This window comes from Rhodococcus sp. I2R, assembly GCF_020889545.1.
GTDB lineage: Bacteria > Actinomycetota > Actinomycetes > Mycobacteriales > Mycobacteriaceae > Rhodococcoides.
The window spans coordinates 106,969-120,981 of the sequence record NZ_JAHUTG010000008.1 but is presented as its reverse complement, the minus strand read 5'-3'; the positions used below and the strand labels follow the sequence as shown (position 1 = coordinate 120,981).

Here is a 14,013-nt window from a genome sequence, read left to right as displayed (position 1 = left end):
TTATCCCTTCACGTTGGTGATCGAGCGCTGCGCGGCGGCGGTCACGGCCTCGGCGGTGAAGCCGAACTCGCGGAAGAGCGTCTTGGCATCCGCGGATTCGCCGAAGTGCTCGAGCGAGACGATTTCGCCGAAACCACCGACGATCTTGTACCACGGCATCGCGATGCCGGCTTCGACGGAAACACGTGCTTTGACCGTGGGCGGAATGACCTGGTCGCGGTAATTCTGATCCTGGCTCTCGAACCACTCCACGCACGGCATGGAGACCACGCGCGCAGCTATACCCTGAGCCTCGAGCTGCTCTCTCGCCTCGACTGCGTACTGCAGTTCCGAACCCGTGCCGATGAGGACGACGTCCGGCGCTGCCTTCGATGATTCGACGAGGATGTAGCCGCCCTTGGACACACCCTCGTAGTTGGTGCCCTCGAGGATCGGGATTCCCTGGCGGGTCAGTGCGAGTCCGACTGGACCGCTGCTGCTCGACCTCGCGAGGACGGACTGCCATGCGAAGGCCGTCTCGTTCGCGTCACCGGGTCGCACGACAGACAGATTCGGGATGGCCCGCAACGCTGCCAGATGTTCGACGGGTTGGTGCGTCGGTCCGTCCTCGCCGAGGCCGATCGAGTCGTGGGTCCACACGTAGATGGGATCGATGTCCATCAGCGAAGCCAGTCGTACCGCAGGACGCATGTAGTCACTGAACTGCATGAACGTGCCGCCGTACGCGCGGGTGGGGCCGTGCATCACGATTCCGGAGAGGATTGCACCCATCGCGTGTTCGCGAATACCGAAATGGAGGGTGCGGCCGTAGGGCTCGGCGTCCCAGTCGTCGGTGGAGATCGATGTCGGACCGAAGGACTTGGCGCCCTTGATGGTGGTGTTGTTGCTGCCTGCGAGGTCGGCGGAGCCACCCCACAGTTCGGGGAGAACCGGTCCGACGGCATTGAGGACGGCACCTGATGCCGCGCGCGTCGCGATGGCCTTGCTGCCTGGCTCCCAGGTGGGGAGGACCTCGGTCCACCCTGCGGGGAGGTCGCCGGCGGTGAGGCGGTCGAGGAGTGCGCGACGCTCGGGCTCGCGATCGGCCCAGGCCTGGAATGCCTCGTTCCACTCCGCGTGTGCCTTGCGACCGCGCTCCTGCAGCGCGCGGGTATGCGCGATGACCTCGTCGGTGACCTCGAACGTCTTGTCGGGGTCGAATCCGAGTGCGTTCTTCACCGCTGCGACTTCTTCGTCGCCCAGCGCGGCGCCGTGCACGGCGCCGGTGTTCATCATCGTGGGTGCCGGGAAGCCGATGATGGTGCGCAGACAGATGATCGACGGCTTGTCGGTGACGTCTTTGGCTGCCTCGATGGCCTCTTCGATGGCGGTGACGTTCTCGCCGCCTTCGACGACCTGCACGTGCCAGCCGTACGCCTCGTAGCGCTTGGCGACGTCCTCGGACAGGGCGATGTCGGTGTCGTGCTCGATGGAGATCTTGTTGTCGTCGTAGAACAGGATCAGGTTGCCGAGCTGCTGTGTGCCTGCCAGCGACGACGCCTCGGAGGTGATGCCCTCCTCGATGTCTCCGTCGGATGCGATGACGTAGATGAAGTGGTCGAACGGGCTTTCGCCGAGTGCGGGTTCCGGGTCGAACAGCCCGCGCTCGCGACGAGAGGCCATGGCCATACCGACTGCCGAGGCGAGACCTTGGCCGAGCGGGCCGGTTGTGATCTCGACACCGTCGGTGTGCCGGAACTCGGGGTGGCCGGGCGTCTTCGATCTGAAGGTACGCAGCGCTTCGATGTCGGCGAGCTCGAGACCGAAACCGCCGAGGTACAGCTGAATGTAGAGCGTCAAGCTCGAGTGCCCGCACGAGAGGACGAAGCGATCGCGTCCGATCCAGTGCGTATCCGTCGGGTCGTGGCGCATCGTGCGTTGGAAGAGTGTGTAGGCGAGTGGAGCGAGGCTCATCGCCGTACCGGGGTGACCGTTGCCGACTTTTTGTACCGCGTCCGCAGCGAGGACTCTGACGGTATCGACCGCCCTGGTATCCAGGTCCGTCCAGTCGCTGGGGTGGTGCGCCGTGGTGAGGACGTCAATATCGTCTGTGATCGACACGAGCAGAGATCTCCTGACATTGGTGCGGTTGAGGTCAATGCGTGCCCGATCGGGGTGGATCGAAAAACACGCCTGCTACCAGCCTAGTTCCGTTGGTGCCTGCTGTCGTGCCTTCCCCCCGTCCTCGAAGGACGCCGAAGGACCGTGCGACTGGCCGCCTGGCATCGCCCGTGCGGTGGCTTTGGGTGCCCTGCGAATTGGTGAGGAGCTGGGCGACGTCTACCATCGCTTGTAGTAGTGCGCCCTTTCGGCCGTTGGGGTCGATATCGAGGGCGCACCCGAAAGTTCATGTGTCGAGCCCGTGCAAGGAGACGTAGTGCGAATTGGGCAGCAGCCGGGCGGCCACGGATTCGCAGGCGGCGCTCGGGCAGGCGCCTCCCGAGCGGGTGACACACAGTCAGGAGATGCTGTCAGCGATACGACGGCATCAGCACCGGCCGAGTCTGCCCCTCGGCGCGCATTGGCGCTGTTCATGGCGTACGTGGCGCTGACCAAGCCGCGCGTCATCGAACTACTCCTTGTCACCACGATCCCGGCGATGCTGCTGGCCGATCGTGGTCAGGTGCAGCCGATGCTGATCTTGACCACCCTGTTCGGTGGAATGTTGGCTGCGGCCAGCGCGAACTCCCTGAACATGGTGGCCGATGCCGATATCGACAAAGTCATGGCCCGCACCGCCAAACGGCCGCTGGCCCGCGGCGCGATGCCGGTATCGCACGCTTTCGTGTTCGGTGTGACCCTTGGTGTCGTCTCGTTCTTCTGGCTCTGGCTCACCACGAACCTGCTGTCCGGCGTGCTGGCGGTCGTGACCATCTGCTTCTACATTTTCGTCTACACGCTGGTGCTCAAGCGCAGGACTTCACAGAACGTCGTGTGGGGCGGCGCGGCCGGGTGCATGCCCGTGATGATCGGTTGGTCGGCTGTGACCGGGACGATCGGCTGGCAGGCCGTGGTGATGTTCATGGTGATTTTCCTGTGGACGCCCCCGCACACCTGGGCCCTGATGCTCCGGTACAAGGAGGATTACCAGGCCGCCAACGTCCCCATGCTGCCCGCCGTGGCCTCCGAGACGAAGGTGACCAAACACATCGTTCTGTACGCCTGGGCCACAGTCGCGGCGACGCTCGCACTGACGCCCGGGTCGGGCATCATCTACTCCGTCGTGGCTGTCGCCTCCGGCATCTGGTTCCTCGTGGTTGCGCACCGTTTGTATGCCGGAGTTCGCGCCGGGACTCCGGTCCGGCCGCTGAAGCTCTTCATTCTCTCCAACGAGTATCTGGCCTTGGTCTTCTGTGGTTTGGCCGTCGACTCCGTAATCGGGTGGGACACCCTCGCACAGTTGCTCGGCTGATCGACTGCTCGGCTGACCGGCCCTGCTGAACCCGATATCGGCCCGCGCGTGTCGCGGGTGAGCGGCTATGGGACGAGCACGCTCGACCCGGTGGTACGCCTGGCTTCGAGGTCCCTGTGTGCCTCGGCTGCGTGGGACAGTGGATATCGCGCGCCCACTCGGATGTCGAGCACCGCGTCCGAGACTGCTCTGAACACCTCACCTGCACGCCATTCGAGCTCGCTGCGGTCGCGAATGTAGTGCGCCAGTGACGGACGGGTGAGATAGAGCGAGCCTGCCGCGTTGAGACGCTGCGGATCGAAGGGGGGCACTGGGCCGCTGGCCGCGCCGAACAGGGCAAGTGTTCCTCGGATGCGCAGCGAAGCGAGACTGCGCTCGAACGTGGCCGCGCCAACACCGTCGTACACGGCATGGACACCCTCGCCACCGGTGAGGGAGCGCACCTGCGTTGCGAGGTCGTCGTCGTATCGCAGCACCTCGGCGGCGCCCGCAGCTCGCGAGATCGCCTCCTTCTCGTCGGTGGACACCGTCGTGATCACTCGCACGCCTTTGGCGGCGGCAAGTTGCGTCAGGATCAGTCCGACGCCCCCCGCGCCCGCGTGGACGAGGATCGAGTCGCCCTCGGCTGCCGGATACGTCGACTCCAGCAGATAGTGCGCTGTCATGCCCTGCAACAGAGTGGAGGCGGCCTTGTCGGCGGGGACTCCGTCCGGTACTGCAACGGCAACATGCGAAGGTACGACAGCCTTTTCGGCGTATGTCCCGGTGCCGGTCGCCCAGGCCACGCGCTGCCCGGCGCAGAATTCGGTCACCGACGGGCCCACCTGCTCGATCACTCCGGCACCCTCGGCTCCGGCAACGTAGGGAAGCTCACGCGGGTACAGGCCACTGCGGAAGTAGGTGTCGATGAAATTGATCCCGGCAGCCTCCACGCGCACGAGGAGCTCACCCGGCCCCGGGACAGGATCGGGAACATCGACGACGAGCAGAACGTCGGGACCGCCGGTCTCACGAATTTCGATGGCACGCATGGTGTCGTTTTTACACCGGCACTCCGGCGGGTAGTGCGGCCGTCATTGTTACCGAGCGGTATTGTCGATTCATGGCGACCGAAGCGAAGAACACCACAGCAGAAGATGCGACGGCAGAAGTGAAGGTGCCCGGCGGCGTGTTATCCGCAGTCAAGACCTTCGTCGGAGAGCACGGAGGCTCTGCCAGCGTCGTGATCGCACCGATCGGCCGAGCCGGGTACCGGATCACCCTGGTCGGTGCGGACGGCGTCCTGGGCGATCAGGTTGTCAAGAGCGAGGTCATCGCGCGCGCTGTCCTCGCTTCGGTCGACTCGCTGACCGAAGCCGAGTGGGATCGCGAGCTCGTCAGTTCCGTCAATCCGGCGCCCGGGCACTACCGCAAGATGGCGGGATGGGTCGCCAATCAGAAGCGCTTCCCTGCGGCACGAAACGCATCGTTCGCAGAATAAGCGTCGTACCGGGCAGCATTCTCGTCAAGAAATTCGGCGATCGATGGAACCGCTGGGCGGTTCGGCGCGTCGAATCAAGTGGAGAGGTAGTCGGTCATCTGAGGGGGAGACCGGCTACCTCTCCTCTGTCGTTGCAGGACCGACCGCTGCAGGACCGACCGATGCCGATGGCCTCTGTGCGGCCTCGGCGTCTTGTCCGTAGGTCCGAGTACGGCACGCGGCCCACACTGCAGCCGTTGCGGCGGTGCATATCCCAGCACCGGCGACGTGGATCGCCACGAGCGCGGCCGGCACGTCAGTCCAGTACTGCACGACCCCGACCAGTGACTGTGCGAGGACGACCCCGATTAGAATCTTCAGGCGCTTGGTGATCGGTTCGGGTGCCCGCACCGCGTAGAGGGCGAAAGCGAGTCCTACCAGTAGTGCCAGGTAGCCCACGAGCAGCTGGGAATGTAGGTGCACAAGGGTGACGATTTCCACCTCGAGGCGGGGGACCGGCTCCTCGATGCTCTTGTCGCCCGCATGTGGCCCGGCTCCGGTCAGCGTCGTGCCGGCCACGAGAACGCCCGCGAGCAGGATGGCCGACAGTCCAGTGAGCAAGCGCAGCGGTTCGGGAACTGTGCCCACGACAACCGTTGCCTCGTCTGGTTCACCCACCTTGAAATACAGCAGGGTCGCCAGCCACACCATTCCCATCGAGACGACGAGGTGGATGGCGACGGTCCACCACAGCAGACCGGTCAGCACGGTGAATCCGCCGATGATCGCCTGCAGGACGGTACCGAGCGGCATGAACCAGGCGAACCACAGGACCCCGCGCCGTCGGCGCGCCCGAGTCACCGCCAACACGACAGCTGCGGCAGCGAGCACGACGACGAAGGTGAGCAGTCTGTTGCCGAACTCGACTGCCTGGTGCAGGAATGGAACCTCGGCCACTCCGACCGGGGTGAAGCTGCCAGGAAAGCACTGTGGCCAGGTCGGACAGCCGAGGCCCGACGCCGTTACTCGCACGATCGCGCCCGTCACCGCGATACCGCCCTGGGTGAGAATGACGATGATCGCCAGCATTTTCTGGGTCCGCAGCGATGGCAACGGCAACCGGTCGACAAGGCTCAAGAACGCTCGATACAGCACCTAGCGATGGTAATCGCCGCACAACTACACGGCGTCGTTGACCCCGGATGCGCGATCAGACGAAGCGGAAGGTTCGCACGGCCATCGATCCGCACAGCACTGCCCAGCCGGTGAGAACAGCGACGCCGAACCAGTCCCAGGACCCCTCGACGGCCTGACCGAGTGCCTCGGCGAGCGCACCGGACGGAACAACTCTGGCTACGGAGTGCAGGGCCATCGGGAGATCGTCCGCAAGAACGACGAGCGAGCCGATGCCCAACATGATGAACCAGAGGATGTTCGCCAGAGCCAGCACGATTTCTGCGCGTAGTGTGCCGCCGAGCAGCAGACCCATGGTCGCGAAGGTGACTGTTCCCAGGGCGATGACGATCGCGCCGAGGAGTAGCCCTTCCAGGGCCGGCCGCCAGCCGAGGCCGACACCGATCGCGCCCAGCACCACCGATTGCAGAATGACGACGGACAGTACAGCCGTCGATTTGCCCGCGATGATGCCCCATTTGGGCAGCGCGGTGGCGCCGAGCCTTTTCAGCGCACCGTAACGACGGTCGAACCCCACCGCGATAGCTTGGCCGGTAAATGCCGTCGACATCACCGCGACCATCATGACAGCGGGAACGACCTGGTCGACGGGGTGATCGCCCATCGCCCCCAGTGGCAGCAGAGTCAGTCCGATCAGGAGGGTGATCGGGATGAACAAGGTGAGGAGAAGTTGCTCACCGTTGCGCAGCAGCAACTTCAGTTCGAGGGCCGACTGCGCCGACAGCATGGCCACGGGCGAACTCGCCCGCGGCGCGGGTGTGAACTGTCCGGCCGCGAACCGGCTGTCGGCGAGACGGACATCCTTGCGCGAGGTCATCTCCGCAACTCCCTGCCGGTCAGCTCGAGGAACACGTCTTCCAATCGTCGTTGATCGACCTGCAGTTCGGTGGCCAGGACATTCTGCTCGGCACACCAGGTGGTGACGGTGACGAGAACGTGTGGCTCGATGACACCCTCGATGACGTACGAGCCCTGGGTTTCCTCGACCGGGCGATAGCCGGGGGGAAGCGCTGCATCGAGTAGCGAGAGTTCGAGTCCGGGTGGCGCGGTGAATCGCAGCCGACCTTCCGCGCCCTGTTTGGTCAACTCCGATGCGGTGCCAGAGGCGACGATCTTCCCGTGATCGATGATGACGAGTTCGTCGGCCAGTTGCTCGGCTTCGTCCATCAGGTGCGTGGTCAGCAGGACGCTGACACCGTCTCGACGAAGGGCATCGATCAGTTCCCAGACGAGCAGTCGCGCTTGGGCGTCGAGGCCGGCGGTCGGTTCGTCGAGAAAGACGAGTTCGGGGCGGCCGACGATTGCGCACGCGAGGGCGAGGCGCTGCTGCTGACCACCGGACAGTCGCCGGTACGGAACGTGCACTGCCTGCTCGAGTCCCAGGCAGTCGAGCAGCCAATCGGCATCGAGCGGGTTTGCCGAGTACGAGGCCACGAGTCGCAGCATTTCCCCGGTCTTCGAGCCTGGGTAGGCCCCGCCGCCCTGCAGCATCACGCCGATACGTGGCCTGAGCTGGGAAGACTGCGTGATCGGGTCGAGGCCGAGCACCCGCACCGAACCCGAGTCCGGCGTGACGAACCCCTCGCACATCTCCACGGTGGTGGTCTTTCCCGCGCCGTTCGGACCGAGGAGCGCAAGCACCTGAGCCTGTTCCACGATGAACCCGAGCCCGTCGACCGCGGGCACCCCGTCGTACGACTTGCGGACGTCGGTTACCTGGACTGCGGGCTGCGCCGACTTCGGCGCCTGGGCGATCACGAGGAACCAGCGTATTCCCCACCGACCCGGTCCGGTGTCGACGGTCCGGTGTGCGGGCGCCACGGTAGAGACGACCGTGTTGCCAGGAACAGGATTCCGATGGTCAGAATCGTCATCACCGCGGCCTGAACGATCTGGAACGGCAGATACTCGCTCCCGTTGGGCATCAGGATGACGCTCACGATCGACGAGACCACGATCGCTGGCCCGCGGAATGCCCGTGTGGTGGCCCACGCCGCAAGAGGAATGACGGCCCAGAGTAGGTACCAGGGCTGTACGACGGGAAAGAGGAGTACGAGCGCACCGAGCGAAACACCCAGTGCCCCCACTGGGTGCAGGCGACCCTTCAATACTGCGACCAACATGCGCACCGCGATGAATCCGGCTACTGCGGCAGCGATTGGTCGTGTGAGACTCAACACTGCAGTGGTGTGATCTCCGAGGCCGAGGAGAACTCCGACGAAACCGGTGCCGAGTCCCAGAATCGTGGGTAGCGACATCCAGCTTCGGACCGCACTGGCGGTGTTCAAGGTATTGATCCACCCGAAACCGAGGCCGCTGACGACACTTACTCCGCCGATGACGACGACAGCGATCGCGGCCAGCAGAGCCGCCGATGTCAGTACCGCCCGAAGTGATCCACCCCATCGACGCGCGAGTGCCATGCCGATGAATCCCAGTGCCAGCAACGCTGGAATCTTGATCGTGGCCGCCAGTGCGATCAACGCCACCCCGGACAAGAGCAACCACAGGGAAGTGCGGCGAATCGGCGCGGAGGGTTCGATCGCCCGCAGAGCCAATTCCGTTCCGGCGAGCATCAACCCGATCATCATGGCTTCGTTGTGGATGCCGGCGACGAGGTGAAAGAGCAGCAGGGGGTTGGCTGCTCCCAGCCAGAGTGCGCTGACTGCCGCGACGCCGCATCGACGTGCGAGCCGGGGTAGCGCCCAGACGATCAAGGCGATCCCCGCAAGCGCGAGAATGCGATGGAGAAAGATCCCGGACACGATGTTCTCGCCGGTCAACCAGGTGATGCCGCGGCCGATCCACAGAAACAGCGGACCGTAGGGCGCCGGGGTGTCGCGCCAGATGTTGGGCACCGTCCGGGTCAGCACGTTGTCGACCCCGAGTGCGCCGGCGGGACCCACTTGGTAGGGGTCGAGTCCCCGCGCGGTGATCTCGCTCTGCGCGAGATAGGAATAGACATCCTTGCTGAACATCGGCGGCGCAACACACAGCGGCAGGATCCACAGCAGCAGAGTGCGGTCCAGCTGCGACCGGGTCAGTCTTCGCGGTGGGCCGTGACGAAGGCGCCCGACCGCAAATCTGCCGAGTAGAAGCCATGCGAGAACCACCATGACGGTGCCGGTCATTGTCACCGTCAGCGCCGTGCTCGCCATACGTGAGGGAAGGCTGAGTATCCGGATGCCCACCACGGGGTTTTGCAGCACGGGCTGGGCGCCCGCCCCGAGCGCCCCTACAGCCATGAGGATTGCTCCGGCCGCACCGAACTGCCGGACTCTGCGCAGTTGCACAGTCTCGGTTTCGTTCAGGCCGGGTGATTCGTGCTCGTCACCGTGCAGGATCGACACTTTCGATTGCCGCTGGTCGGGATCGAGGCCGATGAGGCGACTGACCGGTCGAGTCAGCTGTTGCAGGCGCGACGCGGTGCGAACGGGAGCGGTGCTCGCCTCCGGTCGAACCGCAGACGGCGTCGGCGATGTCCCGGCGTTCTGATCGTCTGCGGTCGGTGGCACGCTTGGCAGCGTAACGGTGCGGACTCCGGTCCTTGGCAGCGCCGACGACGAAGGGCACCCTTGCTGGACCGCTCTGCGTAATTCCGTCACACTGGTGTTGTGAAAACATCAGCCAGTTCCACGCGCGGGGACGTCGATGCCGACGTTCAGCGTCATGTGGGTGCAGACGCCTTGCGGCAGACGCGGGCTGTCGCAGGTCACACAGGGTCCAACGCCCACGACGGCCAGACACGAGGAGCAGTGGTCGCGCTGCTGCTCGAAGAGGGCCCGATCACCGCATCTGACATCGGAACACGGCTCGGTCTCAGCGCAGCCGGTGTTCGACGTCACCTCGACGCACTGATCGACAACGGGGAGGCGCGCATAGCCCCGGCGGCAGCACTTCGTCGTCGCGGACGAGGTCGCCCGGCCAAGCACTTTCAACTCACCGCCATCGGCCGAAGCAGGCTCGGGCATACCTACGACGATCTGGCGGGTGCCGCAATGCGGCAATTGCGCATCATCGGCGGTGACGCCGCGATCGAGACGTTCGCACGAGAGCGCGTCGACGCCATCGTCGCCGACGTGGAGCCTGCAGGCGGTGGTCGTCCGGCCGATGTCGAGCAGACCGCCGAAAGAATCGCCGACGCCTTCACGGCCGCCGGGTTTGCTGCCTCCACACGCGTCGTCGGCAACGGCGTCCAGATCTGCCAGCATCATTGCCCCGTTTCGCATGTCGCATCGGAGTTTCCCGAACTGTGCGACGCGGAACGTAAGGCATTCTCCGATCTGCTGGGAACACACGTGCAACGTCTCGCGACCATCGCGAACGGCGACTGCGCTTGCACGACGCACGTACCGCTGAACACCACTTCCAACTCAGCAACTCCCGGTGCGCAGCCTCGCACCGGCACGCGCACAAGCCTCCGGAAGGAGCTCGCATGACTGTCACACCCGATCAGGTGGCGCCCGCATCGCCGATGACTCAGGACGAGACCATCGCGTCCCTGGGCACGTACGGCTACGGCTGGTCCGATTCCGATGTTGCTGGATCGAGCGCGAAGCGTGGTCTTTCCGAGGCAGTGGTTCGAGACATCTCCGACAAGAAGAGCGAGCCCGAGTGGATGCTCGAGGCGCGCCTGAAGGCGCTCAAGACCTTCGATCGCAAGCCCATGCCGAACTGGGGTTCCAACCTCGACGGAATCGACTTCGACAACATCAAGTACTTCGTGCGTTCCAGCGAGAAGCAGGCTGCGACGTGGGAGGACCTGCCGGAGGACATCAAGAACACGTACGACAAGCTCGGCATCCCCGAGGCGGAGAAGCAGCGCCTGGTCTCCGGTGTCGCCGCTCAGTACGAGTCCGAGGTGGTCTACCACTCGATCCGTGAGGATCTCGAGGCGCAGGGTGTGTTGTTCCTCGACACCGACACCGCACTCAAGGAGCAGCCGGAGCTGTTCCGCGAGTACTTCGGCACCGTCATCCCCGCAGGCGACAACAAGTTCTCCGCACTGAACACCGCGGTGTGGTCCGGTGGATCGTTCATCTACATCCCGCCGGGCGTACACGTGGACATCCCGCTGCAGGCCTACTTCCGGATCAACACCGAGAACATGGGTCAGTTCGAGCGCACGCTGATCATCGTCGACGAGGGCGCTTACGTGCACTACGTCGAGGGCTGCACTGCGCCGATCTACAAGTCGGATTCCTTGCACTCCGCCGTGGTGGAAATCATCGTCAAGAAGGGCGGCCGTTGCCGCTACACGACCATTCAGAACTGGTCGAACAACGTCTACAACCTGGTCACCAAGCGCGCCAAGGCTGAGGCAGGCGCAACGATGGAGTGGGTCGACGGCAACATCGGCTCCAAGGTCACCATGAAGTACCCGGCGGTGTGGATGACGGGGGAGTACGCCAAGGGTGAAGTTCTCTCGGTGGCGTTCGCCGGCCCGGACCAGCACCAGGACACGGGTTCGAAGATGCTGCACCTGGCGCCGCACACGTCCTCGAACATCGTCAGCAAGTCGGTCGCCCGAGGTGGCGGTCGTACCTCCTACCGCGGTCTCATTCAGATCAACAAGGGCGCATACGGCTCCCGTTCGACGGTCAAGTGCGATGCCCTGCTCGTCGACACGATCTCGCGTTCGGACACCTACCCCTACGTCGACATCCGTGAGGACGACGTCTCGATGGGTCACGAGGCGACCGTGTCCAAGGTGAGCGACGATCAGCTGTTCTACCTGATGAGTCGCGGTCTGACCGAGGACGAGGCGATGGCCATGGTTGTCCGCGGGTTCGTAGAGCCGATCGCGCGTGAACTCCCCATGGAATACGCGCTCGAACTCAACCGGCTCATCGAGCTCCAGATGGAAGGATCGGTCGGTTGAGCAACCCACTTACAGGAGTCCAGGGCGCTGTTGCCTCGGAGAACCCGAGCACGGTCGTCGGCGCAAGAGAAGACAAGTCGAAGCTGGTTCCGAACAAGGGCGCGCAGTTCACCTCCTACGACGTCGATGCCTTCGAGATTCCGTCGGGACGTGACGAGCTCTGGCGCTTCACTCCGTTGCGTCGACTCCGCGGCTTGCACGACGGCTCGGCGGTTGCCACCGGTGAAGCCGACATCGCGGTTGCTGCCACCGACGGTGTGACGGTCGAAACGGTCGGTCGTGACGACGCACGCCTCGGCGTTGCCGGTGTCCCGGCGGATCGTATTGCCGCGCAGGCGTACTCGTTCTTCGGCCAGGCAACGGTCGTGTCCGTGGGAACGGAGACCGAGGTCGAGGAGCCGGTGCAGATCACGGTCACCGGACCGGGCGTCGACGGCGTCGCCTTCGGGCACCTCCAGGTGCGCCTCGGTGCGTTCGCGAAGGCCACCGTTGTCATCGACCAGGTCGGTAGCGGTACATATGCGGAGAACATCGAGTTCGTCCTCGGTGACAACGCGAACTTGTCGGTCGTGCTGATCCAGGACTGGGAGTCCGACGCCGTGCACGTCGGAGCGCATCATCTGCGGCTCGGCCGCGATGCGATGCTGCGTCACTACAACGTCAGCCTCGGCGGCGATCTGGTTCGCGTGAGCCCCACAGTGCACTACGACGCCCCGGGTGGTGACGCCGAACTGCTCGGTGTCTATTTCGCGGACGCCGGGCAGCACCTCGAACAGCGGCTCCTCGTCGACCACACTGCGCCCAAGTGCAAGTCCAACGTGCTCTACAAGGGTGCGTTGCAGGGCGAAACGGGCCCCGGCAAAGTCGATGCCCGCACCGTCTGGATCGGCGACGTGCTCATCCGAGCCGAGGCGGAGGACACCAGCACCTTCGAGTTCAACCGAAACCTCGTGCTCACCGATGGGGCGCGTGCCGACTCGGTACCGAACCTCGAGATCGAGACCGGGGAGATCCTCGGGGCCGGTCACGCCAGCGCGACCGGGCGATTCGACGACGAGCAGCTCTTCTACCTGCGGGCACGCGGGATCTCCGAGTCGGCGGCGCGCCGGTTGATCGTGCGCGGTTTCTTCCACGAGATCATCGACCGCATCCCCGTTGCCGCGGTCCGCGAGCGCCTCGACGCCGCGATCGAGGCCGAACTCGCCATCACCGGCGCCTGAGTCATCACACGAGACTGCTAAGGAATTTCATGTCCACGCTCGAAATCCGCGACCTGCACGTCAGCGTCGCCAACACCGATGTCACCGCCGAGTCGATCAACATCCTCAACGGTGTCGATCTGACGGTGAAGTCCGGCGAAACACACGCCATCATGGGACCCAACGGCTCCGGGAAGTCGACGCTGTCGTACGCGATCGCGGGTCACCCCAAGTACAAGGTCACCTCGGGCACCATCACCCTCGACGGTGAAAACGTGCTCGAGATGAGCGTCGACGAGCGCGCGCGGGCCGGCCTGTTCCTCGCGATGCAGTACCCGGTCGAGGTGCCGGGGGTGTCGATGTCCAACTTCTTGCGCACCGCAGCCACCGCTGTTCGCGGCGATGCACCGAAGCTGCGGCTCTGGGTCAAAGAGGTCAAGGCGGCCATGGCTGAGCTCGACATCAAGGACGAGTTCGCTGAGCGCAGCGTCAACGAGGGCTTCTCCGGCGGCGAGAAGAAGCGCCACGAGATCCTTCAGCTCGGATTGCTCAAGCCGAAGATCGCAATTCTCGACGAGACGGACTCCGGTCTCGACGTCGATGCTCTGCGGGTCGTCTCCGAGGGCGTCAACTCGTACAGGGAGCGCGAAGACGGCGGCGTCTTGCTGATCACGCACTACACGCGGATCCTGCGCTACATCAAGCCCGACTTCGTGCACGTGTTCGTCGGCGGCAAGATCGTCCAGTCCGGTGGCGCGGAACTCGCTGACGAGCTGGAGTCGAACGGCTACACCGCGTTCACCGAGGCCGCGACAACGGGAGCGTGATC

Annotated in this window: 12 protein-coding genes; 6 read left to right on the top strand and 6 right to left on the bottom strand. The window is 64.6% G+C overall.

From position 1 onward, the window contains the following. On the bottom strand, positions 1-2,100 hold the full coding sequence (tkt, locus tag KVY23_RS10455) for a transketolase (RefSeq protein WP_230556348.1): 2,100 nt from the start codon (positions 2,098-2,100) through the stop codon (positions 1-3). A gap of 316 nt (positions 2,101-2,416) precedes the next feature. On the opposite strand from tkt, the gene KVY23_RS10450 reads away from it, so the two are divergent. After that, positions 2,417-3,451 (top strand): heme o synthase, encoded by a 1,035-nt coding sequence (locus tag KVY23_RS10450; RefSeq protein ID WP_230556347.1) that lies wholly within the window; start codon positions 2,417-2,419, stop codon positions 3,449-3,451. Between the two features lie 65 nt (positions 3,452-3,516). Here the strand turns inward: KVY23_RS10450 and KVY23_RS10445 are convergent, their stop codons facing one another. Then, the gene (locus KVY23_RS10445) at positions 3,517-4,482 is read right to left on the bottom strand and encodes a quinone oxidoreductase (RefSeq protein WP_230556346.1); all 966 of its coding nucleotides are present in this window, start codon (positions 4,480-4,482) and stop codon (positions 3,517-3,519) included. Between the two features lie 71 nt (positions 4,483-4,553). On the opposite strand from KVY23_RS10445, the gene KVY23_RS10440 reads away from it, so the two are divergent. Next, a complete protein-coding gene (locus KVY23_RS10440; protein WP_230556345.1) occupies positions 4,554-4,931 on the top strand; it encodes a hypothetical protein in 378 nt (125 codons plus the stop codon). A gap of 114 nt (positions 4,932-5,045) precedes the next feature. Here KVY23_RS10440 and KVY23_RS10435 read toward each other — a convergent pair whose 3' ends face one another. From KVY23_RS10435 to mptB, 4 genes are read right to left on the bottom strand one after another with little or no spacing between them, the layout of a single operon-like run. After that, positions 5,046-6,065, bottom strand: coding sequence for a heme A synthase (locus tag KVY23_RS10435; protein ID WP_230556344.1), 1,020 nt, complete (start codon positions 6,063-6,065; stop codon positions 5,046-5,048). 55 nt (positions 6,066-6,120) lie between these two features. Further along, positions 6,121-6,921 (bottom strand): ABC transporter permease, encoded by an 801-nt coding sequence (locus KVY23_RS10430; RefSeq protein ID WP_230556343.1) that lies wholly within the window; start codon positions 6,919-6,921, stop codon positions 6,121-6,123. Continuing rightward, complete coding sequence (locus tag KVY23_RS10425) at positions 6,918-7,862, bottom strand: ABC transporter ATP-binding protein (RefSeq protein ID WP_206510652.1); 945 nt, start codon at positions 7,860-7,862, stop codon at positions 6,918-6,920. The genes KVY23_RS10430 and KVY23_RS10425 overlap by 4 nt, the downstream gene beginning before the upstream one ends. After that, positions 7,859-9,520, bottom strand: a complete 1,662-nt coding sequence (gene mptB, locus KVY23_RS10420) for a polyprenol phosphomannose-dependent alpha 1,6 mannosyltransferase MptB (RefSeq protein ID WP_371829769.1) — start codon at positions 9,518-9,520, stop codon at positions 7,859-7,861. Before mptB ends, KVY23_RS10425 begins: the two co-directional genes overlap by 4 nt. A gap of 270 nt (positions 9,521-9,790) precedes the next feature. On the opposite strand from mptB, the gene KVY23_RS10415 reads away from it, so the two are divergent. Genes KVY23_RS10415 through sufC form a run of 4 tightly spaced genes read left to right on the top strand, consistent with a single transcriptional unit; the run spans position 9,791 to position 14,011 of the window. Next, complete coding sequence (locus KVY23_RS10415) at positions 9,791-10,543, top strand: metalloregulator ArsR/SmtB family transcription factor (protein ID WP_230556432.1); 753 nt, start codon at positions 9,791-9,793, stop codon at positions 10,541-10,543. Further along, entirely contained in the window at positions 10,540-11,985 is a 1,446-nt protein-coding gene (sufB, locus tag KVY23_RS10410; RefSeq protein ID WP_206510651.1) for a Fe-S cluster assembly protein SufB, read from the top strand. Before KVY23_RS10415 ends, sufB begins: the two co-directional genes overlap by 4 nt. Beyond that, the gene (gene sufD, locus KVY23_RS10405) at positions 11,982-13,205 is read left to right on the top strand and encodes a Fe-S cluster assembly protein SufD (protein WP_230556342.1); all 1,224 of its coding nucleotides are present in this window, start codon (positions 11,982-11,984) and stop codon (positions 13,203-13,205) included. Before sufB ends, sufD begins: the two co-directional genes overlap by 4 nt. 29 nt (positions 13,206-13,234) lie before the next feature. Next, positions 13,235-14,011: a Fe-S cluster assembly ATPase SufC gene (sufC, locus tag KVY23_RS10400; RefSeq protein ID WP_230556341.1), complete on the top strand. Its 777-nt coding sequence runs from the start codon at positions 13,235-13,237 to the stop codon at positions 14,009-14,011. Positions 14,012-14,013: the final 2 nt, after the last annotated feature.

What these genes read in the sequence shown, in the direction of transcription:
- KVY23_RS10445 (WP_230556346.1), bottom strand. Translation starts at nt 4,482, where the DNA reads ATGCGTGCCATCGAAATTCGTGAGACCGGCGGTCCCGACGTTCTGCTC.
- KVY23_RS10440 (WP_230556345.1), top strand. Translation starts at nt 4,554, where the DNA reads ATGGCGACCGAAGCGAAGAACACCACAGCAGAAGATGCGACGGCAGAA.
- KVY23_RS10430 (WP_230556343.1), bottom strand. Translation starts at nt 6,921, where the DNA reads ATGACCTCGCGCAAGGATGTCCGTCTCGCCGACAGCCGGTTCGCGGCC.
- sufB (WP_206510651.1), top strand. Translation starts at nt 10,540, where the DNA reads ATGACTGTCACACCCGATCAGGTGGCGCCCGCATCGCCGATGACTCAG.
- sufC (WP_230556341.1), top strand. Translation starts at nt 13,235, where the DNA reads ATGTCCACGCTCGAAATCCGCGACCTGCACGTCAGCGTCGCCAACACC.